15 protein-coding genes are annotated in these 23629 nt (G+C 50.0%); 9 read left to right on the forward strand and 6 right to left on the reverse strand.

What is annotated here, in order from left to right:
- Positions 1–172 precede the first annotated feature (172 nt).
- Positions 173–2827 (reverse strand): GDSL-type esterase/lipase family protein, encoded by a 2655-nt coding sequence (locus Mal48_RS12770; RefSeq protein WP_145199897.1) that lies wholly within the window; start codon positions 2825–2827, stop codon positions 173–175.
- Between the two features lie 432 nt (positions 2828–3259).
- On the opposite strand from Mal48_RS12770, the gene Mal48_RS12775 reads away from it, so the two are divergent.
- Entirely contained in the window at positions 3260–4006 is a 747-nt protein-coding gene (locus Mal48_RS12775; protein ID WP_145199900.1) for a phytanoyl-CoA dioxygenase family protein, read from the forward strand.
- A gap of 88 nt (positions 4007–4094) precedes the next feature.
- A complete protein-coding gene (locus tag Mal48_RS12780; protein ID WP_145199904.1) occupies positions 4095–6467 on the forward strand; it encodes an aminotransferase class III-fold pyridoxal phosphate-dependent enzyme in 2373 nt (790 codons plus the stop codon).
- Positions 6468–6852: 385 nt separating this feature from the next.
- Here the strand turns inward: Mal48_RS12780 and Mal48_RS12785 are convergent, their stop codons facing one another.
- The 3 genes from Mal48_RS12785 to Mal48_RS23585 all read right to left on the reverse strand — a co-directional run bounded on the left by Mal48_RS12785 (position 6853) and on the right by Mal48_RS23585 (position 9353).
- The gene (locus Mal48_RS12785; protein WP_197441675.1) at positions 6853–7659 is read right to left on the reverse strand and encodes an endonuclease/exonuclease/phosphatase family protein; all 807 of its coding nucleotides are present in this window, start codon (positions 7657–7659) and stop codon (positions 6853–6855) included.
- Between the two features lie 171 nt (positions 7660–7830).
- Positions 7831–8967, reverse strand: a complete 1137-nt coding sequence (locus tag Mal48_RS12790; protein ID WP_197441676.1) for an SGNH/GDSL hydrolase family protein — start codon at positions 8965–8967, stop codon at positions 7831–7833.
- A 188-nt stretch (positions 8968–9155) separates the two neighbouring features.
- Complete coding sequence (locus Mal48_RS23585; RefSeq protein ID WP_231739534.1) at positions 9156–9353, reverse strand: hypothetical protein; 198 nt, start codon at positions 9351–9353, stop codon at positions 9156–9158.
- Between the two features lie 110 nt (positions 9354–9463).
- On the opposite strand from Mal48_RS23585, the gene Mal48_RS12795 reads away from it, so the two are divergent.
- From Mal48_RS12795 to astB, 6 genes are all read left to right on the forward strand, one after another.
- Positions 9464–11740: a DUF1549 domain-containing protein gene (locus tag Mal48_RS12795; protein WP_231739536.1), complete on the forward strand. Its 2277-nt coding sequence runs from the start codon at positions 9464–9466 to the stop codon at positions 11738–11740.
- Positions 11741–11946: 206 nt separating this feature from the next.
- The gene (locus Mal48_RS12800) at positions 11947–14160 is read left to right on the forward strand and encodes a PPC domain-containing protein (RefSeq protein ID WP_145199910.1); all 2214 of its coding nucleotides are present in this window, start codon (positions 11947–11949) and stop codon (positions 14158–14160) included.
- A 68-nt stretch (positions 14161–14228) separates the two neighbouring features.
- Positions 14229–15584 carry a DUF1501 domain-containing protein gene (locus Mal48_RS12805; protein WP_145206161.1) on the forward strand — a complete coding sequence of 452 codons (1356 nt, stop codon included), beginning with the start codon at positions 14229–14231 and terminating at the stop codon, positions 15582–15584.
- A 601-nt stretch (positions 15585–16185) separates the two neighbouring features.
- On the forward strand, positions 16186–17208 hold the full coding sequence (locus Mal48_RS12810; protein ID WP_145199914.1) for an arginine N-succinyltransferase: 1023 nt from the start codon (positions 16186–16188) through the stop codon (positions 17206–17208).
- 212 nt (positions 17209–17420) lie between these two features.
- Positions 17421–18890 carry a succinylglutamate-semialdehyde dehydrogenase gene (gene astD / locus Mal48_RS12815; protein ID WP_145199917.1) on the forward strand — a complete coding sequence of 490 codons (1470 nt, stop codon included), beginning with the start codon at positions 17421–17423 and terminating at the stop codon, positions 18888–18890.
- Positions 18887–20209 carry an N-succinylarginine dihydrolase gene (gene astB / locus Mal48_RS12820; RefSeq protein ID WP_145199921.1) on the forward strand — a complete coding sequence of 441 codons (1323 nt, stop codon included), beginning with the start codon at positions 18887–18889 and terminating at the stop codon, positions 20207–20209. Before astD ends, astB begins: the two co-directional genes overlap by 4 nt.
- Positions 20210–20307: 98 nt before the next feature.
- On the opposite strand, the gene Mal48_RS12825 is transcribed toward astB, so the two are convergent.
- Together Mal48_RS12825 and Mal48_RS12830 are read right to left on the reverse strand one after the other, a co-directional pair.
- A complete protein-coding gene (locus Mal48_RS12825; protein ID WP_145199924.1) occupies positions 20308–21108 on the reverse strand; it encodes a DUF1338 domain-containing protein in 801 nt (266 codons plus the stop codon).
- Positions 21109–21130: 22 nt separating this feature from the next.
- The gene (locus Mal48_RS12830) at positions 21131–22300 is read right to left on the reverse strand and encodes a dipeptidase (RefSeq protein ID WP_231739540.1); all 1170 of its coding nucleotides are present in this window, start codon (positions 22298–22300) and stop codon (positions 21131–21133) included.
- Between the two features lie 574 nt (positions 22301–22874).
- Between Mal48_RS12830 and ubiE the strand changes: the two genes are divergently transcribed.
- Complete coding sequence (ubiE, locus tag Mal48_RS12835; protein WP_231739542.1) at positions 22875–23624, forward strand: bifunctional demethylmenaquinone methyltransferase/2-methoxy-6-polyprenyl-1,4-benzoquinol methylase UbiE; 750 nt, start codon at positions 22875–22877, stop codon at positions 23622–23624.
- The last annotated feature ends 5 nt before the right edge of the window (positions 23625–23629 follow it).

A 23629-nucleotide genomic window follows, 5' to 3' on the forward strand; every position in this document is an offset into this window, starting at 1 on the left:
GTTGAGTACGTTTTGTGAAAATTGCAGTTTAACCGCAGCAAGCAACAAACTTGCATTCACTTCAATGCTTCAAGTGTAATCCATGACAAGACAAGTTGCGCCTGCAAACAGAAATGCTTCACTGAGTCGCTGACAGTCAGTCGGCGATAACCTTGCAGCCTTCATGTGCGACTCACTTCGCTGACTTTGCAGCAGCTTGAATCCAGTTTCGAATCAAGCTGGCAGCCGCTTCATTCTCACCGGTGCCACGATCAATGAGGCTCAAGTCTTGGGCTTGAACAAGTTGGCGAACGAGAAGGTCTTGGCCGCTGGCTGCTGCGTCCGGATCGAGCACTGATGGATGAACGACAACACAGTCCCAGGTCGGCGCCCCGAAATTCAGCGACAGGTTCATGATCCAGGCATACGAGTAAATAAAGGCTTCGTCAGATTCAGCGGTGGCCGATTTGGGGACCGCGATCACAACGAGATCAGGCTTCATTTTCCGAACTTTAGCTCTTGCATCGTTTTCGATCTCAGCGAGCGTCATTCCTTCGACCTTCCAGCTCTCTATCTGAACGTCTGCCCCGGCAGCAATGTCATTTAGAGACGGACCGATCAACTCGGCAACCGGAGCCATCGCGAGGACTCGAATTGGCTGCTTTGTCTTGAGTCTCTCAACGGTATGCTGCAGCGGTCCAGTCGGTGGTGGGACATCATCGAGCGAAACTCGCAACCCAGTGATTGATTGCGTCAAAGCAGTTGCCATCTTTTTGTGACCTGCCATATTCGGATGAATCGCATCGCTCATCAGCATCTGCCAGCCGAAGTCAGAATTCCTTCGCAACGCTGCAAGTTCCCGATAGCAATCAGCAAGTGGAACGTTAAGTTCTTTGGCAACTGCCCGAACAACATCGCAATACTGAATCAGTTTGTCTGTTGGCCGTCCGGGGGAATCTGTGACTGCATTGGGAGTTGCCAAGACGACTTCAGCTCCTACATCTCGGCACTTCTTAACGATCTCTTTCAGGTTTGCTTGATACTCCTCCAGCGGAACACGAGTCATATCGTTGAGCCCGAACATTACAGTGACAAGATCAGGCTTGTGGCTGAGAACATCGCGATCAATCCTTGCGAGTGCATTGACGGTCGTATGCCCACTGATCCCGGCGTTGATCATCTCAACATTTGATTCGGGCGAGACGCGATTCAAGGCGATCCCCAACATGTCGGTATAGGCTCGGCGGCTTCCCGTGTGGTAATAAACCCCGGTGACACTGTCGCCAAAGCAAATAACGCGAACCGGTTCGCCGCTGAGGATTTTCTTGCGAGTCTCGACCACCGGGCCAATTGCTTGCTGAAGTACTGGGAGCACTTCCTGTGCGATCTCTGCATGCCCCGTCGGATTTGGATGGCATCCATCGGTCGTCCAGTCTTTCAGGTGAGTCCCCTTCTCTTTCGCGACCGTCCAGGCTTGAAAGTGATCAACAAGAGGAACGCGCCACGCTTGAGCAACTTCTCGACAAGCCTGCATGTATGGAGTCAGCCTGAGATTCGGATGTTCTCCGATACCGTTGGCGTAACCACCGTCCGCCCATCGTGGCTCGGTCATCAACACGGGAGTGATGCCTAGCTCAAGTAACCTGGAGACGATTTGATTCAGGTTCTCTCTGTAAGCTTCAACTGAGATCCGGCTTGCCGTTTTTCCCTTATCCACATAACTATCGTTCGTGCCATACATCACGGTGACGTAATCTGGCTTCAAGTCGATGACATCATTCAGCCTCTTCAGTGCCTGATCCGTTCTTTCTCCGCCGATTCCCACATTGAACACCTTGGCTGACGTTCCCTCTGCGTTCAATTTCGATTCCAGCAAAGACGCGAATGTTTGCTCCGCTTTAACTCCGCTGCGAACTCCTTTGGTGATTGAATCTCCCAAAGTTACGATTCGCACAACGGGCTGCGCGGGAGAGAGTTTTGATTCCACCGTGAAGAGGGCCTCTGCCATCAACCTTCCGACTTCGAGCGTCCCTTTGGTATCGAAATGGGCACTGTTTGCGATGGTTGCATGAGAGGTATCGACGTACACAGCGCGAGGATCAGCGGCAGACATACGCTGTTGCTGTGCAACAATTTCTGGCATAAATTCTTTTGTCCCGTTGCCGAATTTTGTATTGACCGCCACCAACGCAATAAGTTGTGGCGCATTCAATTCAGCTCGCAGGGACTCAACCATTTCGCCAAGGGTGCGAGCATATTTCGGCGCGTCACTTGCATTCGCGTCACTTTCTCCCTGAATCCATGCGAAAGCCCGCGGACGAAGGGTAATTCCCTGCTCTTTTGCAGCTGCGATAGCTGCCTGAGTTTCTGAGATTAACGACTGATAACATTGACCGTGAGCCCCTGGGTCGGTGTGGCTCCAGTCTCTTTGCAAGTTGGTCCCGCTGAACGCGACCTTGATGACCGCAAACGTTTTTTTCTCCTGCTGATAGATTGTTCTCGCAAGTCCGATTTCTGGACCGAAACCTCCATCAGCCTGAGCAAAGTTTCCGTACTGTCGCCCTTCTTTTGGGAGCTTTGGGTTTCCAAGTGGCTGCGGTTGCAGGTGCGTCCACTTTTGGCTGCTTACGGAATCGTGTTCATCCGGCGGCGGATCGCCAGTTCGCCACCAGAATCGTATCTCCTGATCGACTTCACTCGCAGGGAGCTCACTCGGCTTCGCATGGTATCCTACAGCGTTCGATTGGCCTGCAACGATGACCAAATCCATCTGCGTCTCTTCAGCAGAGACTGCAAGACCCGTTAGCATCAACGCACAGCAGGAAAGAAATCTCAGGGAGCGAAGCATCAGTGTTCCTCTGTTAAAATTTTTGAACTGATCCAATATGAGTCTTTACGTTCAGCCTTGTGGCGAGCAGTTCTATGACGTCCTAAAATTAATCTTCACGAGCACAACAGGCATTGAAAATGAAACGATGCAGGAAGTCTCTATCAATCGGAGATTGTACTGAGAGAGTTCTACAGTCGGCTCGATCAGGCCATCCACGTGTCCTGAAGATACCGGAGCAACTGCATCTGTATCAATGCCCCTAAATTTTCAAGGCTCTTGCTCCAGTCATCTCCTGAAGTAGAGGGTGGAAAGAGTTGCTCATTTTGAGTCAGTGAATCAAAACTGGAGATTGTGCAGCAGGCGATGAGCGGCCATACTCTTTCACAGTTTTGAAAATACGCCGTTGAAGAATGTGGTCAGTCAGATCCAATCTAAATGTGAGGTTCGACAGTGTTTGAATTCGAAAAAAAGTCCTATGACAAAGATGGCTTTGTTGTCATTCACCGATTCTTAGACAAACCTGAGCTCGAAGAACTTCAAGAAAACCTGGAGAGGTATGTCCGCGAAGTGGTTCCGACGCTGCAGTCAACAGATGCGTTCTATGAAGATGCCTCGCGACCAGAAACTCTCAAGCAACTCCAGCGAATGGGCGTCGACCCGTTCTTTCTGGACTATGTGAACCGCCCCAAATGGAAAGGTCTTGCAAAGGCTTTAGTTGGCGAGGAAGCAACTTCGATGCAACCTGAATGGTTCAACAAACCGCCCAACACAAATCATGTCACTCCCCCGCATCAAGACAATTACTACTTCTGTCTGAGACCTGCGAACGTCGTAACACTCTGGCTGGCGCTGGACGAAGTCGATGCCGAAAACGGATGTTTAAGATATGTTCGCGGATCTCACCAAAACGGGTTTCGACCACATGCGAAATCCAAAATCCTTGGATTCTCGCAAGGGATCACGAACTACGCTCCGGAAGATTTTACATCTGAAGTCGCAATCCCTCTGCAACCGGGCGATCTGGTTGCACACCATGGAATGACAATCCATCGAGCCGATGCCAACATGTCGACAACTCGCCACCGTCGCTCATTTGCAATGGTCTACCAAGGTGTTTCCTGTGAGCGAGATGAGGCAGCCTTTGATCGCTATCAGGAATCTGCCCGCGCTCAGCATGAAGAACTGACAGCAACTTGACTCAACGCGTGTATGATGACCCGTTCTTGATTTCTATTCAGACGTCCGAACACTTGAAGTGTTCGCCTTAAAGTATTGCTTGCACAATATGACTTCATCATCGAATTTGACTGAACAAGAAAACAATCCCTATATCTGGGCCACAATTGGCGAAGCAGATCTTGAACTCTTCGACAAGCACTTGAAGGATTTTGTTCCACCAAATTCTTTTGATGCACATGCTCACTTGTGGCAAGTCGCCGATCTGGGAATTCCGACTCCGTCACTGGCAGCTGCCGGCCCTGCCGAAGTGACGCGTGCGGTTTATAATGACCGACTCTCGCAGTGGATGCCCGATCGTTGCCCGAGTGGCGGATTGTTCTTTCCGTTTCCAACACGAAAGCTGAATGTCGATTCCGCCAATCGTTTCATGGCGGATCAAATGCAAGCAGACCCACATTCGCGCGGATTGATGATTTTGACGCCCACACAAAATCGCGAACAGGTTGAACAACAAGTGCTGGACGATCACTTTGCTGGCTTCAAAGTTTATCACCTGTTTGCAGAACGAGAAGAGACCCTCTTCGCACAATGTGAAGAGTACATTCCAGAATGGGGATGGGAAATCGCTGAGAAATATGGTCTCGTGATCATGCTGCATATGGTCTTGCCGAAAGCCCTGGCGGAAGTGGAGAATCAGATTTACATTCGCGAGCACTGCAAAAAATATCCCAACGCCAGATTGATCCTCGCCCATGCTGCGAGAGGTTTTTGCGGACGCCACACTGTTGAAGGAATTGCGTCGCTGCGAGGACTGGACAATGTCTATTTTGATACGTCCGCTGTCTGCGAACCTGAAGCATTCGAGGCGATTCTGAAAACATTCGGCCCGACTCGACTTCTCTTCGGTGCCGATTTTTGTGTCACCGAAATGAGGAGCCGCTGCGTGAATCTCGCTGATGGTTTTTTGTGGCTGGACGAAATTCGCCCGAACTTTGAGCGGTCACGGTTTGCGAAACCAACGCTGCTCGGACTGGAATCTCTCCTGGCACTTAAACAGGCTTGCCGGAATCAATTCCTCAACGACGAAGATGTGGAAGAAGTTTTCTGTCATGCCGCACGGCGTCTACTCGACATCCCCTTGACCAAAGAACTCCCCAATGTTCAGGAAGCTTACAAACAGGCGAAGGAGATCATCCCGGGAGGAACTCAGTTGCTCAGTAAACGTCCGGAAATGTTTGCGCCTGACCAATGGCCGGCTTATTATCGAGAGGCTCACGGCTGTGAAGTAATTGACATTGAAGGGAATCGTTTTATCGATATGAGCCTCGGAGGAATTCTCTCCACAATCCTGGGCTATAGTGATCCCGATGTGAATGCGGCGGTCATCCGGCGAGTTAGTATGGGTTCGATGTCGACTCTTCAGACTGACGACGAAGTCAAACTCGCGCAGCGACTACTCGATATTCATCCATGGGCGCAAAATGCCCGATTCACTCGTGCTGGCGGAGAGTCGATGGCGGTTGCGGTCCGTATCGCGCGAGCTTCGACTCAACGCGATCATGTCGCGATTTGCGGGTATCATGGTTGGCATGACTGGTATCTCTCAGCGAACCTGGCAGAGCCAACAGCAGATGGAAGTGCATCCCAACTCGATGGGCATCTCCTCCCGGGTCTTGAGCCTCGGGGAGTTCCTGCCGGGCTTGCGGGAACGGCTCACACTTTTCACTACAACCGTCTTGATGAATTGGACGCCATTATAAAAAAACATGGTGACAAACTGGCAGCGATTGTGATGGAACCAACGCGCCAAACCGACCCCGATCCCGGATTTCTGGAAGGAGTCCGTGAGCGATGCAATCGCAATGGCGCTCGACTGATCTTCGATGAAATTTCTATTGGCTGGAGATTGTGTCTAGGTGGAGCCCACTTAAAGTTTGGAGTTGAATCGGACCTTGCTGTGTTTGCGAAAGCACTCGGCAACGGTTTTCCTATCGGAGCTGTCATCGGAGCAAAAGAGACGATGCAGGCTGCCCAGAACTCGTTTATCTCCAGCACATTCTGGACTGAAGGTGTCGGTCCAGCGGCGGCTCTGGCCTGTGTTCGGAAGATGCAAAAGTGCAATGTCCCCGAGCATCTTCACAAGATCGGCTCCTTGGTCATGAACGGCTGGGAGGAACTCGGCCGGAAGCATCAACTTCCTGTCAAGCCAGCTGGTCGCCCCGAAGGAGCCTTGCTGACATTCACCCACCCTCAAGCGGCAGCTATCACAACGTTGATGACCGCTGAGATGATCAAAAAAGGTTTCCTTGCTGGTGGAGCTTTCAACGCAATGCTCGCTCATGAACCACGTCACGTTGAAAGCTACCTGGAAGCCTTGGATGAAGTCTTTGCGACTCTCGCAGAAGCGATCTCCACAAATACAATCGAGAAACGAATCGGCGGTCCAATCAAACACTCCGGCTTTTCGCGACTCACTTAAAGCCGTGCGCTGCACCCTCCGCACGCGAAGAACACATTTCACCAGCAAAGCCCAACTCACCGTAGTCCGGGACCTTTGTCCCGGACTGACCAGACGGGACAAGGGTCCCGCACTACAAGTGCAGGCACTGAGTCTTCGTGCTCACTATGCAGTTTCTCAGAGTCGTTTGCACCACCCTCCGCACGCGAAGAACACATTTCGCCAGCAAAGTCCCAACTCACCGTGGCCCGGGACCTTTGTCCCGGACAAACCAGACGGGACAATGGTCCCGGGCTACAGGTACGGGTACTGGGTCTTCGTGTTCACTTTGCAGATTCTCCAGAGCCGTTTGCTTTGACCTGTATCCGTGGAGATTGCGACACCAGTCCGTGAAGAATCGACTGAACTACTTCTTGACTTCGAACACAACCAACACAGGACGGTGATCAGAGGCGACCGGCTCATCGAGAACTTCAGAAGAGAGCATCTTTAGTTGGCTGCCGCGTGAGAAGACATAGTCAATTCGCACTCTCGGTTTGTTGGCAGGTGCGGTGAATGTTGCATCAGCGTCGATCGCGTTCTTCCACTGTTTTTCCAAAATGTTGATCGGTTCCGAGCCGGGCCGAGCGTTCATATCTCCGGCGAGAATGGCGGGCATTGTGTCATCAGCGAAATATTGGTTGATAGCCTTCGCCTCTGCAACGCGGTCTTCAGGAACGTTGTGTTGAAAATGGGTACTGATGAATTTCAATGAAGCCCCGCTGGGAAGCGTGACGGTTGTTGCAATCGCAGCGCGGGGATAAGTGGTCAGCTCTTCGGTACTTTCTGTGTAGGGCAACGGTTGGATGTGGACATCTGTAATCGGCAGGTTTGTGAGGACAGCGTTGCCGAAGAGTCCCCCTTCGTAATGTTGAGTGGGACCGAAGCGGACAGCGAGCCCGGTCATTTCGCTGAGCATTCTCGCTTCATGCATTCGCGATGAACGTTTGACACCAACGTCGACTTCCTGCAAAGCAACGAGGTCTGGCTTGGCCTTCTTGATGACTTTGGCGAGTCGCTCGATGTCATAAACACCATCCATCCCCTGCCCGTAGTGAATGTTGTAGCACAACACTCGCAACTTGAGCGGTTCGGCAGCCTGGACGAATGACCCCAAAACAAAGCAGGCGACAACAAATTTCGAGATCGAGGAATAGAGTGAACTCAATTTCATGGAAATTTCTTTCATTGATCATTCAACTAAATTTCTGGAATGTTCTTCCGAGTTTTTCGTGAAAGACATCCCACAGCAAATCCAACTATTGGTCTTTAAGTTTTGCCTTGTGGCGAGCAGTTTATGAAGTCACGAAGGTGAGCTTCCCGGAGACAAAAAATCGAAAACGCTCTATGGAGTTCTGGAAAGTTGCCACTTGAGCCAGGAGTAAATTGTTTTTCCGACTTGCTGGTAGCCTTGAGTATTTGGATGAACGGCGTTGTTTTCCGGGTAGCCATCAACAGTATCAAGGTTGAGTTGAGTCGGAATCAAACTCATTTTCGGATCATTCTTCTGAGCGACAAATTCCATTTCTCTTTGAACAAGTCGATGCTGAATTTTCTTCCAGCCCCAGCGAGGGTAACGCTCTTTGTAATTCGCTTCAAAAGCAGATTGGCGAGAGTTAGGCGGAGTTGTCAAGCAGATGCCAATCTCTGATTCTGGAGCCGCTGCCCGTAGAGCTGTGAGGAGAGTCTCAGCATGCCCGAAGACAAGGTCAATTCGTTCGTCCATCAATTTTGGATCATTTGCTGGTGCAGAGAAGCAATCATTGATTCCAAGCATGATGATGATGTAATCGGGTCGGGTTCCGTCAAAGTGTTCATCAAAATATCTCGGGACGTCCAAAGCGGGTTGACCATCATCATTCAGAAAAACAAAAGGGCTGCTCTTTTTGCGATGGGTTCCATCCGGGTTCGGTTCGTAATGCGTTACAAAGCGTGCCCAGGTCCAACCGCCGTAACCTTCGTGAGCGATTCCCTCGGCAGCCGAACTCGGTTTGTGAGTCCCTAACATTTCCCACTCAGGGTTTCCCGGTTCGTTGAGCAACCGTCCAATTTCATTTGGGTAAGCAGTGTTGTGCGTCAGGCTATCACCGATGATGAGCAAGCGGATTTTCTTTTTGGTCTTCGCTCCTGCGTCCTTCGGAATCACCAGTACCTGACTCGCTTGTGAAGCGAGTACTTTCCCCTCCTCGTCGAGAACATCGACTTTCAGCGGATGTTTGCCAACGTTCTCATCGGTGGGTGTAAGTGTCCATCTCTCGGCACGCGATTCTCCGACATCGCAACTGACTTTGAATTTGTACTGCTCAGAAGCCTTCGACAGGATGATGTTATCGAAGTAGAAATTCGTCTCGATTCCGGGGACGGCATAGATCACCGGAGGTAGCGTCAGTTGAAGATCGTTGTTGACCTTCGGCCTGCTTTCAGTGGCAACTTGTTGAAAGGAAAGGACTGTGAGGAGAGTCAGGGTGGTCGTTGTCATCATTGATCCTTGGCACTGCAAACATCGATTACTGCATACATCGAATACAGCAAACATCGATTCGAGAGTTGAGTTCAACTTCAACTCAGCTGGAGCATCTTTCGAAATGGTGTTCAGGTTCTGCCTCGTGGCGAACAGCATTTTCATTAAAGAAATGTCTTCTTCACGGGCACACGGTAGGGCAAACTGCTCTAAAGAATAGACAAGTTCAGGGTCATCAGCGAAGCGAACAGCAAGAATTGATTGCCGAAGATGAATTCCTCCACTTGCACATGCATGGCGAAAGCACCGCTCTTTCGGATCGGGTTGTGAGGGATATCATCATCTTTCAGCGAAAGCAGGCGCAATGATGATTCTAAAAAGAAAAAAACTGGACGGGCGAAGATCACATCACTTAGAATTGATGAATGACGATAAAAACGTTATTGTCAGAAGCCCACCAATAGATCGTCCCTCCTACCCACCTTGCTGATCTACCAAAACTCACAAAGGTCTCAACATGTCTCTCGCTTGTTATGACATGACCATCCCGAATTCCAGGAGAGTTTTTCTGCCTCGAATTAGTGCATCAGTTTCAATCTTCGCTTTGATACTCGCTTCGATTTGCACTGCTGAAGAGCCCAGCAGCGAAGACTCCAGCAGCAGAGTCAGCTTTGTCAATGACGTGATGCCGGTGATCACCAAAGCAGGTTGTAATACGGGAGTCTGCCATGCAAAGGCCGGAGGTGGACAGAATGGATTTCAACTCTCGCTGTTAGGTTTTGAACCAAAAGAGGATTACGAAAGCCTCGTCAAATCGGGACGCGGGCGAAGAGTCTTCGCAACAGCTCCCGAACAAAGCCTGATTCTGTTGAAGGCCACCGGCGAAACTCCACACGGTGGAGGTGTTCGCCTTAAGAAAAATTCGGAAGGCTACCAAACGATTACAAAATGGATCGAGCAGGGAACACGATATCAATCTGAGACGGAGCCAACGCTCGTTGGAGTCGAGGTTCAACCGGAACGTGGTATCGTGCAAATGGGGAAAGATCAGCAACTCAAATCGATTGCGACCTACTCTGATGGAACATCACGCGATGTGACAAACATCGCTTTGTACGAATCAAATGCCGACGCGATGGCAGAGGTTTCTGAAACGGGGAAAGTTCACATCAACGACATCCCCGGAAAAGTTGCGATCATGGTTCGCTATCAAGGGAAAACAGCAGTCTTCACAGCAGCGGTTCCTTTGGGAATTCCGGTGGAGAACGTGCCACCGAGCAAGAACTTTATTGACGACCACGTTTTTGCGAACCTCAAGGAGATCGGCATTCCCCCATCACCACTTTGTGATGACGCCACATTCTTACGTCGCGTTTCTCTCGATATTGCTGGTCGACTTCCAACCGAAGATGAAGCTCAGAATTTTCTGGCGAGTTCAGATCCCGATAAACGGGCACAACTGATTGATTCACTCTTGAAGAGCCCTGGCTATGCCGACTTCTTCGCGAACAAGTGGACGACTCTTCTCAAAAATCGCCGTGACGACGCCAGCGACATTACTTCAAACTTTGCGTTTCATGCCTGGATTCGTGACAGCTTGTTGGCCAACGTTACCTATGACCAGATTGTTCGCGAGCTCCTGGCAGCGACCGGAACCGTCATCGCGAATCCTCCTGTCGCCTGGTACAAACGGGTCAAAGATACAAAACAACAACTTGAAGATGTCGCTCAGCTTTTCCTGGGGGTTCGCATGCAGTGTGCCCAGTGCCATCACCATCCGTTTGAGCGATGGTCACAAGATGACTACTACAGCTTCGAAGCCTTCTTCAGCCAAGTTGGACGCAAGCCGACCGGCACACGTGGTGAAGATCTCATTTTTCACAAGCGAGGAATTGCGACAGCAAAGAATGTCAAAACCGAAGTTGCTTTAAAACCAGCAGCTCTTGGCGATTCAGTTGGTGCCATTCCTCCTGATGAAGACCCACGGTTGCGGTTGGCAAATTGGATGAGTTCACCGGAAAACCCCTTCTTCGCAAAAGCGCTTGTCAATCGATACTGGAAACACTTCTTCAAGCTCGGATTGATTGAACCTGAAGATGATATCCGCGACACCAATCCCCCCACCAATCCGGAACTCCTTGCTGCCCTTGAAAAGCACTTCATCGAAAGTGGTTACGATCTCAAAGACCTGGTGCGTCTGATTACAAATTCGAATGCTTACCAGTTAAGCGCGATTCCAAACGAACACAACCTCGCTGATCGACAAAACTATTCGAGATACTACCCGCGACGGTTACAGTCTGAAGTCCTTTTGGATGCGATCGACGATCTCACCGGATCGAAAACAGCATTCGCCAATCTTCCTCCGGGAACTCGTGCGGTCGCTCTTCCGGACAACAGCTACAACAGAGCTTCGGCCTTTCTGCGAGTCTTCGGGCGTCCAGACAATTTGAGCGTCTGTGAATGCGAGAGAAGTCAGTCTTCGAATCTTGCCCAAAGTTTGCATTTGATCAATTCCAACGAAATTAAATCCAAGCTGGCAGCCGGAACCGGACGTGCTGCAACTCTAACTAAAAAAGAGATCTCCCCCGAGGAAAAGATTTCAGAGCTGTACCTCTGTGCCTTCTCTCGGCCTCCAACTGAAAATGAACTCAAGACGGCCTTGGCCTACCTGAGTGAAATCCCACTCGATACAAATGGAAAACCAGTCGCCGACGCGACTGCTCACCAACAAAATTTACGGGATCTCATCTGGGCATTGATGAATACGAAAGAATTCATGTTCAATCATTAATTTCCAACTGGAGCAGTTCCAGTATTGACCTTTACGTTCCGCCTTATGGCGAGCAGTCTGTGAGGGCATGGGAGTGCCCTTCATGGACACGGCAAAGATTGAAAATGCCCCAAATGGTTCCTGTCCTCAAATCAATATCGTCTTCAAAGGAACAGTTCGTGATATTTCAGAAACACGCACAATGCCTTTTTAATTGTGTCACCGCAATGGCACTGCTGAGTTCCAGCCTGTGGGCACAAGCTGTCTGTTTGCCTGCCCCGCGACTCTTAACAACCTTCCCCATGGGAGGAGAGGTTGGCTCAACAGTCGAAGTTTCCATTACCGGGGATAACATCGAAGATGTCGACCTGCTCAGTTTTTCACACCCCGGAATTACTGCGATTCCGAAGGTCAACGACAAAGGAATTCCTGTTCCGAACACATTTGTTGTGTCGATAAAAAAAGATTGCCCTGTCGGGATTCATGAAGCCAGAGTGATGACGCGACTCGGGGTCTCCTCGTCACGGGTCTTCAATGTTGGTTCTCTTTCCGAAATTAGCCAGGTCAAGCCGAATACTACACTCGACAAAGCGATGCCGCTTGCCGTTGATTCAATCTGCAATGCTTCGATGACCCAAAAGGCGATCGATTTTTATTCTTTTGAAGCTCAGCAAGGCCAGCGAATCGTTGTGGACTGTGCGGCAAAAGGGATCGACTCAAAGCTCAACCCCGTCCTCATTGTTGCCGATGCAAAGGGAAACGATTTATTGGTGGAACGTCGAGGGGGAGCGCTCGATTTCGAAGTTCCCGCTGACGGGAAGTACATCATCAAAGTTCATGACCTGACATTCAACGGAGGAAGTGCATACTTCTACCGTTTGGCGCTGAAAGCCATTTCCAAAGACGAAGCGATCGTTCGTCTACCATCGACCAAGACCGTCAGTTCTTTCTCCTGGCCACCTGAAGGCTTAGCAGAAAACGCCGCTGCTTCAGAAACCGAACCAAACAACGACCACGCACAGCCTCAAAAGATCACTCTTCCATGCGACATCTCGGGAAGTTTCTTCCCTGCGGCCGACGTTGACACATTTGAGTTCGCTGCCAAGAAAGGGGATGTCTGGTGGGTCGAAGTCGCCTCAGAACGCCTCGGGTTACCGACAGATCCGTCGATCGTTGTTCAAAAAGTGACCGGTGAAGGGAAGGACGAAACCTTGACCGATGTCGTGGAGCTGACCGATATTTCCAGCCCAATCAAAGTCTCGAGTAACGGCTATTCATACGATGGACCTCCTTACAATCCCGGATCTGCTGATATCCTCGGGAAGGTCGAGATCAAGGAAGATGGAAATTACCGTCTTCAACTCACAGACCTTTTCGGAGGAACTCGAAACGACCCACGCAACATTTACCGTCTGATTATTCGCAAAGCACAGCCAGACTTCGCACTTGTCGGCTGGGCATTGCACATGAATTTAAGAAACGGCGACCGGAATGCCCTCTCGAAACCGATCGCACTTCGTGGAGGAGCAACAATTCCTCTTGAAATCGTCGCCGTACGCCGCGATGGATTCAACGGAGACATCAACCTGACGATGTCCGGGCTTCCAGAAGGAGTCACTGCGACAGGTCTCAAAATTCCTGCTGGCAAATCGAAAGGGATCATGCTCGTCACTGCGAAAGCCAATGCTCCGCGCGGTCTTTCGAGCGCCACCTTGACCGGAACCGCGGACATCAACGGCACACCTGTGACTCGTCCATGCTTTATGGCCTCGATGGCATGGCCGGTCCCGAACGCATGGAGCGAAATTCCCAATCCTCGCCTTCTTGTCGACGTCCCGGTTTCTGTTTCAAACTCGGAACAAGCGCCGATTACAATTTCTGCCAAAGAACAAAAAGTTCTGGAAGTGGCCGAAGGTGAGAAGCTGACGATTCCACTCGTGCAAACATTGCGCAGCGACTTCTCCGGGACAAAAATGAGTCTCAAAACGTACGGAGAGGGCTTCGAAAGAACCCCGGCCTTCGATGTCCCGCTCAATGAAGAGACTTCACAGGCGGTTCTCGATTTAGGAAAGCTCAAAACGCCCCCGGGAGATTACACGATTGCTTTTTATGGAAGTGCGGTCGCCAAATACCGATACAACCCAGAAGCAGTGACAATCGCTGAAGCAACTCTCCAGCGACTCCAGGAAGAGTCCACAGCGATCGCTGCAGAATTGAAAACTCTCACAGAATCTGCCAAAACTGCGACAGAAGCTGATCAAGCAACAGTCAAAGAGTCCGTCCAAGCGGTGACTGAAAAACAGAAAGCCAATGCAGCTGCCCTGAAAGTTGCTCAGCAGCAACTCAAGTCAGCCACCGCCAAGGCGAAGCCTAAAGACATCGTCGATATTGTCGTTTCAACTCCAATCACAATTCGCGTCAACCCCGCAGAGAAAAAATGATACATTCACCAAACAGGTCAGTGCCCCAGTATTGTCCCGGTCCGGGGAATCGCCGCAGCTTCATGAAAATGGGAATCGCAGGATTCGCCTCGCTAAGCCTGCCAGGCATGCTTCGCCTCCGCGCAGAAAGTCCGTCTCCACAGAAGGACAAGAAAACAGCTGTCATTATGGTTTGGCAACCGGGCGGAAATTCCCACATCGATACCTACGATCCCAAACCAAACGCCGGTAGCGAATACCGTGGTCCATTCAGTTTGATCGACACTAAAGTCCCTGGATTGCAGTTCACAGAATTGCTGCCTATGCAGGCAGCAATTGCAGACAAGTTCACTGTCTTGCGTTCAATGCGACAAGGAGCAGGAGGCCACCCTGCTGGCTCAATGCAAATGCTCTCCGGAGATTCTGACACGCGAGACAAGCCGAAGCCGAAATACCCGGACTGGATGTCTGTCGCAAATTATTTACGTGATCAAGAAGGACCACGCACCAATCCGTTGCCAATGTATGTCGGCGTAAATCCTCCGACGACCTATAACGGACCGGCTTACCTTGGAGATTCTTACGCTCCGTTCTCCGTCACCGGAGACCCGAATTCTCCGAAGTTTGTCGTCCCCAATATCGGCTTGTCCAACCAGAATGAGGTGAAGCACCTCGGTCGCAGATCATCGCTCAGGCAAAGTCTCGACACTCTCGAACGATCATTTGATCAAGCTGGAGAACTTGAAGCACTCGATGAGTTCGAAACTCAGGCCATGACCTTGCTGACGAATCCGAAAACAAAAGACGCATTCGATCTTTCTCAAGAAGATGACCGAACTCGTGACCGGTACGGACGCAATACCTGGGGGCAGCAACTCCTTCTGGCCCGCAGACTTGTCGAAGCGGGTGTCGAAGTCCTCACTTCCAGTTTGCGCGGGCCTTTATGCGGTCGGGTGAACAACTGGGACGACCATGCCGTCAATCACCACGTCTTCGATGCGCTTCGGTTCCGGGCACAAGCTTACGATCAAGCGGTCTCAGCGCTCATCGAAGATATCTACGAGCGCGGACTGGATGAACGTGTGATGGTCGTGGTGACTGGCGAATTCGGACGAACCCCCAAGATCAGCTATCAACCAAGTACAGGTGCAGGAAACGCCAGCGCCCCAGCGGGAACACGGCAACCAGGCCGCGACCACTGGCCACGTGCATTTTCAAATATCTGGGCTGGCGGTGGAATCGAAACCGGACAAGTCATCGGGGCGACCGACAAACGTGGAGAAGACTCCATCGAGCGCATCTGTACTCCCGGAGACTTTCTCTCGACGATCTACCATCACTTGGGAATTGATTCCTCACAAGTCTTTATTAAAGACTTCAATGGCCGTCCAACTCCCATCGTCAACCACGGTCGCCCCATTCCTGAACTGACCGGCAGAAGCTGATAGTCCCTTAGAAAACCCGAGGATGAACGCCTGCGGCAGTTTCAAAAAACTCTGAAAGTCCGCCTCTCAATTTCGGCACAAAGCGTCGTCATCGATCAAGAGTTGACTGTCCCAAGCTCTCAGTCAGGGTGCACTCATTTGAGTATCCCACTGACTGGGCAGACAGTGACAACGTGACTGCTTGACAGCTTGAATAGTCCAGCGACCGCACATTCAAAACCGACTGCGCGAAGTTCTTCTCCTCTGCGGATCAGAGAATTCTTTGTAGAACCAGTCCGAAATCCTCTGGAATAGCCGCTTTCCTCAACGTTTGAGAGAGCAATTTCACGTTTCAGGACCAGTTCTAAAATGAAGAGAGACTCGCACTGCTCCTCATCACCAATGGAGTTCCCACTCCGTTCAGTATCTATCTGACGTCCTGATTTCTTTTCAAGACGAGGTCAGCGAAATTGCGTATAATGTGAATGCGTCAAACGCAATTCACAGTTCTTTCACTCAAGCAGAACCGGAATCCGTGATTGAACTTTCAATAAATGGCAACAATTCTTGTCGCTTTGTCAGCATTCTGATGCTCGCAGAGCATTGATTGGAGGGTGTGGAAATGTTTGTGATTCGGCCGGTGCGTGAGACTGACCTTGATGACATTGTTGCACTTGCAGACCTGACATCTTTCGGATTGACGACTCTCCCGCGCGATAAAGAGCTTCTTGAATCTCGCATCCATGAATCGGTCCAGGCGTTCCTGAACATCTCCAGAGGGAAAGCGAGTGGGCAGGCCTACTTACTGGTCATGGAGGAGGTCGAAACTCAAAAAGTTGTCGGAACATCCGGCATCGTTTCTAAAGTGGGAGGTTTTGAACCATTTTATGCTTATCGAATTGAGACGTCCCGACAGGAGTCGTTGACGCTCAATATCCGCAAAGATCTCCCAGTTCTACATCTTGTAGCTGAGCACGATGGCCCCAGTGAGATTGGAAGTCTGTTTTTGCATCCTGACTATCGGCAGGGTGGAAATGGACGATTACTTTCTTTGTCACGCTTCTTGATGATGGCTGAGTTCCCGAAACTCTTTGACGATGAAGTCATCGCTGAGATGCGAGGTGTCATTAATGAAAAGGGACAAAGTCCGTTTTGGGACGCAGTTGGAAAACACTTCTTTGATCTTGAATTCCCGAAAGCGGACTATCTGAGCATCTTGAACAAAGAATTTATCGGCGACCTGATGCCAGTTCATCCGATCTACTTACCTCTGCTGCCACAAAGTGCTCAGGATGTCATCGGTGAAGTGCATGAGGAAACCCGCCCAGCTCGGAAGTTGCTTGAAACAGAAGGATTTCGATTTCAGCAAATGATCGACATCTTTGAAGCCGGACCAATTTTACACTGTCCACTCCCGATGATTCGTACCGTCCGCGAAAGTCGACGCAAAACAATCTCGGAGATTGTCGAACAAATCGACTCGGAAGAATCCTTTCTCATCAGCAATGCCTCTGAGGATTTTCGAGTCGTTCGATCGAAACTCCAAATGACAACAGAGGGTATCCACCTGGAACGTGCGGCAGCTGAGGCCTTACAAGTAGAAACCGGTGATCAAGTTCGATTTGTCACCCCCAAAGCTTCTTAAAGAGTTTTCAATGTTTATCGTGCTTGTGCAGGTCACTTTGATGATTACAGAAAAACTCGCCACGAGGCAGAACGTAAAGACCAAGAACTAAGTTGCCCCCGCTCCCACAGGAGCAGAACACGCTCTGGAAATTCTGGCATACCAGAACAACTTCAGTTGTCGCCTGAGCGGTTCTTTCATTCAATTGAGCCACAAATCAGTTGAGAGACAAAATGAAACTTTCAGGACAAAATTACATCAGTGGAACCTGGCGTTCGGGGAAAGGGACCGATTTTCACTCAGAGAACCCAGCGAATGGAGACCTGATGTGGCAAGGCCGCCATTCAAGCCAAGCCGATATCGATGACGCGATGCACGCTGCAAAAAACGCCTCGAAGAAATGGGGATCGGTTCCGGTCGGAGAGCGAATTCAATACCTGGAATCATTTCAGAAACAGTTGAGTCAGCAGTCTGAAGAACTCGCAAAGTTGATTTCTCAAGAGGTCGGTAAGCCGGTTTGGGAGGCGAGAACCGAAGTTCAGGCAATGATCGGAAAGATTCCCGCTTCGATCGAAGCCTTCCAGAAACGAGCAGGAAATGAAGAGATCGTCCTCGCAGAAGCCAAAGGTATAACGAGGTACAAACCACTCGGAGTCGTTGCTGTTTTGGGACCATTTAATTTTCCGGGACACATCAGCAATGGTCATATCATCCCAGCGTTGCTGGCTGGGAATACCGTTGTTTGGAAGCCTAGCGAATTGACCCCAGCAGTGGCGGAACTTGTCATCAAACTTTGGGAAACTTCAGGCTTGCCAGCGGGCGTACTCAATCTGGTACAAGGTGGCCGCGACACCGGAGAGAGTCTTGTTTCTCATCCTGGCCATCGTGGTGTGTTGTTTACTGGGAGTTTACAAGCGGGAATTGCGATTTCAAAAAAACTTGTCGAGCGTCCTGAAACGATCCTCGCCCTTGAACTGGGCGGAAATAATCCGTTGGTGATTCATGAAATTGACAACATCGATGCAGCGGTCTACTTGACCATTCAATCTGCCTTTCTGACCTCGGGCCAACGCTGCACGTGTGCTCGCCGACTTATTGTCACTGACGGAAACGATTCTTACATCGAACGTCTTGTGGAAGCTGTCAAGAAACTGAACGTTGATCATCCCGATGCTGAACCAGAACCATTTATGGGATCGGTGATCAATTCCAGGGTTGTTGACCGGCTCATCAATGAACAGAAAGAGTTACAGAATTCGGGTGGAGAAATCCTCATCGAGGCGCAGCGACTTCCTTTGGGTGATGCTTTCGTCTCCCCCGGAATCATCGATGTCACAAACGTCAAAGCTCTTCCCGATGAAGAACTCTTCGGTCCATTTTCAAAATTGATTCGTGTGCCAGATTTCAATGCAGCGATCGATGTTGCAAATCAAACTCAGTACGGACTGGCAGCCGGCCTGCTCTCGAAGCACCGTTCAAGCTATGACCGTTTCTTTCAGGAAGTTGAAGCGGGACTGATCAACTGGAATTCGCCCACCACCGGAGCGAGCGGTCGTTTGCCGTTTGGTGGAGTACAAAGAAGTGGGAACCATCGACCTGCGGGGTCGTTCATGATTGACAGTTGCCATTCGCCAGTTGCTTCGATTGAACGGGAGTCGCTAACCGTGCCAGAAAAGCTCTTGCCGGGAGTTCACTTCTCATGAAAGCTGTTGAAATCAATTTTGATGGCATCATCGGGCCGACCCACCACTATGGAGGCCTCTCTTTCGGGAACGTTGCCTCGGACCGATTCCGTTACCAAATCTCTTCCCCTCGTCAGGCCGCCCTGGAAGGTCTGGCGAAAATGAAACTGCTCAGTGATCGCGGAATCGCTCAAGCAGTTCTCCCCCCGCACCATCGCCCCGATCTCGAATTTCTTCGGGGGCAAGGTTATTCAGGAAAGGCTGAGCAGATCATCCAGAAAGTCTTTCGGGATGACCCTGAACTTTTATCGGCAGCTTCGAGTGCCTCATCGATGTGGGCTGCTAATGCTGCGACGGTCTCTCCCAGTGCCGAGACTGCGGATGGGAAAGTCCATTTCACACCTGCAAATCTCGTCAGCAAAAGACATCGATCGATTGAACCGCAATTCACCAGACAGGTTCTCAAGAAAATTTTCTTAGATACTGATCACTTCACAATCCATAATCCGCTTCCTGCGACAGCAGAATTCGCAGATGAAGGAGCAGCAAACCATTTGCGAATTAGCAGTTCTCACTCCGAACCGGGGACCGAAATCTTTGTGTATGGTCGGAACGGAGACGGTGGAGGCCCACAAAAATTTCCAGCGAGACAATCACGGGCCGCTTGCGAAGCTATCATTGAACAGCACGGTCTTGACTCACGAAGAGTCATGCTCGTCGCACAATCTCCAGACGTAATTGATGCAGGCGTTTTTCACAATGATGTCATTTCGGTGGCGAACGAAAACGTTCTCGTATGCCATGCCAAGGCATTTGTGAATCAATCTTTCGTGTTGGAAACGCTTAAAACCGAACAGCCATCTCTCGAAGTCTTTCAAGTTTCGTCCGACGAACTCTCGGTGACAGATGCCGTTTCGTCATACATTTTCAACAGCCAATTGGTCACCTTACCAAACGGGACAATGCTCTTTCTCGCACCGGAAGAGTGCCGGACGAATCTGCCTGCTCGAGCAGTTCTTGATCGGCTGAAGGATGAAGTTGACGTCGTGAGTGAAGTTGAATTTGTCGACGTTCGCCAAAGCATGCAAAACGGCGGAGGCCCGGCCTGTTTACGTTTGCGAGTCGTACTGACAGAAGATGAAGTTGCTGCCATTCATCAACCGATCTTGCTGACAGATGTGACCTATCAAAAGCTCATATTCTGGGTGCAGCAGCACTACCGTGAAGAACTCACGCTTGAAGATCTTGCAGACCCTGAACTATTCAGGGAGGGCTGTACCGCACTCGATGAACTCACGCAAATTCTGGAGCTTGGAGCAATTTATCCGTTCCAGAAATAAGCCGAAATCTCAAACAGTTTGCTCGCCCACGCCTCGCGAAAGCAGTTTATAAAACTCTGAAAGTGAACTTCACAGGCACGACAAGCATTGAAAATGCTCTACTCGCGGCGATCTGTGCTTTGGAAAATCTTATCCGCACTTTTCGCGATAAAACCGGTGAAGATTTTTCCGTCTGGCTGTTCATATCGACGGGCGAATTCGTAGTAACAACTCGGGATAGAAAACGTACCGTCTGAAAACGAAACGTCCATCTGAGCAGCCAGCGTGGATGACTGTTCGAGGAGTTCTTCCGGTGATCCTTTGATTTCTCCTCCCATTGCGTTTAAAGGAAACCCGTTTGACTTAACAAATTCGTTGAGCTCTTGAAGAGACATAAACGATTTCAAAGCGTTGACTGAAACCGTGAAATGGTTTGCACAAAACCCAAATGCTGACAGCCAGCCGGCATACTCACTCTCTTCAACCAAACTTGAATAAGTGGAGTGGTCGATGTCCCATAGCCGACCTTGGGCACAAAGCTGACGACTCGAAAGTTCATGCGATGAAATTTGGTCAACGAGAGTTTTAGCAGTGGCTTGCAACTCCTCGGACATTTCGTTGAGTTTCAGTTCGCTGATAAAGATTTTTGGAAGCTGCTCATCAGAATGTTCATAATGTTTTGCGAAAAGGTGCTTACCGGGAAATTCGTAACTCCCGCACTCTTTGTATCCTGCAACCAGGAATGGCTTTGCCAGAATTTGAATTCCAACACGTGGATCGTCAAAAGTTCGGAATGCAATATGATCATTGATGACGGTCTCGCCACGCTCCGAGAGGAGTTGATGAATCGCTTCGGCCTGCGGATTCATTTCTTGAAACGTATCCCAGAGAGTTTGTAAAAGCGAATCGAGTTGAGACATTATGCACCTGTGTGAGTTAAAATCAGTCCTGATTCTTATTGAGGCTCTTCGCAACCTCCTCTGCATCTTTCAATGCTCGAAAGATGTTTCCTCCCAGTATTTTATGGATTTCTTCCGCTGAATAACCTCGCTGAACAAGTTCTTCTGTGATCGCTGGATACGTCGAGACATCCTCGAGACCCACTGGCAATTTTGAGACACCATCAAAGTCCGATCCAATCCCGACGTGGTCGATTCCAGCAATCTTAATCACATGCTCGATGTGGTCGACGACGATCCCAAGATCACCGAGAGCGTTTTTGTCTTTCTTCAAAATTTCAGTCGGGACAATAAAGGTTGGGAAAAAGTTGATCATCACAACTCCACCATTTTCCGGAAGGAGTTTCAAAATGTCGTCGGGAACATTTCGTGGATGGTCACAAATTGCACGTGCAGATGAATGTGAAAAAATCACCGGGGCTTTTGTCACCTGAAGTGCGTCGCGCATCGTCTGAATCGAAACATGCGACAGATCGACCAGCATGCCCAGCCGATTCATCTCCCGTACGACTTCCTCACCAAATGGAGACAAACCCTGATCCGGATCGCCGTTGCACGAACCGGCCCAGTCCAGACTACGGTTGTGAGTCAAGGTCATGTAACGGACACCGTCGTCATAAAATTTATTGAGCATCTGGAGCGAACCCTCTATCGAATGTCCCCCTTCGACGCCCATCATCGAAGCAATTTTCCCCGATTTTATAATTCGCTGAATATCATCGGTCGTTGACGCCGCCTCAAAGTGATCCGGATATTTTTTGTACATATTGTGGACAACGTCGATCTGTTCGAGAGTTCGTAAAAGCGAGTCGTTGCTGTCGATTGTGTCTCCGGAAACATAGACGGACCAGAATTGAGCTTTCAATCCGGACTTGGCAAGTCTCGGGATGTCTGTGTGGAGTTCCGGTTGTGGTTTGGAAATATCGAGTTTCTCAAACGACCCGCTCGCCAATTTTCGAATTTGCCATGGCAAGTCATTGTGACCATCAAACAACATTCCTTCGTTATGAATCTTGCGGACTTCAGGACTTACTGTGGCTGGCTCGGCAGCGACTCCTGCTGAGCCATTGAGCATCAGTCCACTCCCGAAGATCATCAGTGCGAGAAAGGAGAAGCGGCGGGATGTCGCGAAGTTGGGGCAGTAGAATTGCACGATGGCTCCTGAATTGATCAATGAGTGTTGATAAAATTGTACGAGGCGTTCTGCAGGAAAGAAAGTTCCCTAGCTGGGGAGAGAGAAAATCGATATTAGTCCTGACGCTCCGCCTCGTTGTGAGCAGTCTATGAAGTCATGAAAGTGACTTTCACGGGGGCGATTCTCTCAGCCATCGCTGATTGCTGTCTCCCCAGACTGAACAAAACGCAAGCCTTGGCCGCTTCTCATTCGCAAAACATCCCGAGGTGACTAAACTACATTTTGAATACGATCTGCATTGAAGTCTGTTCAGTCCCCTGAGTTAAGAATTCAGAGAACTATCGGTCAAACTGATTCAATTAAAAAAATTCCTGAAGAGATTTCCAATTCGGTTCTCACGGAATTCCCGACTAGCTAGAGTCTTGCAGATCCGCAGGCGAGAGCACTTTTCGTGGATTCTGGGGATTCAAAATGAAGGTCGAACTTCATACATGTCCCCTTCACTTTCAATCACTGGCCTTTTATCCGGCGGCCCGATTGAGCCTTTTCATTTTGTCGCGGTTGCACTGGCCGCGTTAGGTATTGAGCAAGAATGTCCGAAGCGACGATGACTGTCGACAAATCAGGTGAACGTGTCCAACGAATGTTCGGACAGATCGCTGACCGCTATGACTTGATGAATCACCTACTCTCAGGTGGAGTCGATATCTACTGGCGATCATTCACGGTGAAGAAAGTCGCTCCTCAAAACGATTCACCGATTCTGGATGTTTGCACAGGTACGGGTGACCTTGCGTTGACGTATTGGAAAGCAGGCAACAAACAAATTCCGGTCTTTGGAACGGACTTCACCCCGGAGATGCTCGAACGCGCACGAACCAAATTCGACAAGTTGAGTGCTGCGGAAAAACAAACAACAGCAGAAGTTCAATTTCAAGAAGCCGATACACAAGAACTTCCGTTTGACGACAACATGTTTCAAATTGTTTCTGTCGCATTCGGTCTTCGGAACGTCGCAGATACGCGTGCTGGCTTACAGGAAATGTTGCGAGTTTGTGAACCGGGCGGTCGAGTCGCTGTTCTTGAATTCTCGAATCCGACGATGCCCGGCTTGGCAGGCGGATACCGATGGTACTTCAAAAATGTCTTACCGAGACTCGGTCAGCTCTTTGCGAAAAACTCCGAGCAGGCATACAACTATCTCCCTCAATCCGTGACAGAGTTCCCATGCGGGCAGGAACTCGTTGACATCATGACAGAATGCGGAATGATCAACGCTTCATTTATCCCGTTGACATTTGGGATCGCGACGCTTTATGTCGGAGAAAAACCTTCGAATTAATTTCC

It is taken from the genome of Thalassoglobus polymorphus, from assembly GCF_007744255.1.
In the GTDB taxonomy this organism is placed as follows: Bacteria; Planctomycetota; Planctomycetia; order Planctomycetales; family Planctomycetaceae; genus Thalassoglobus; species Thalassoglobus polymorphus.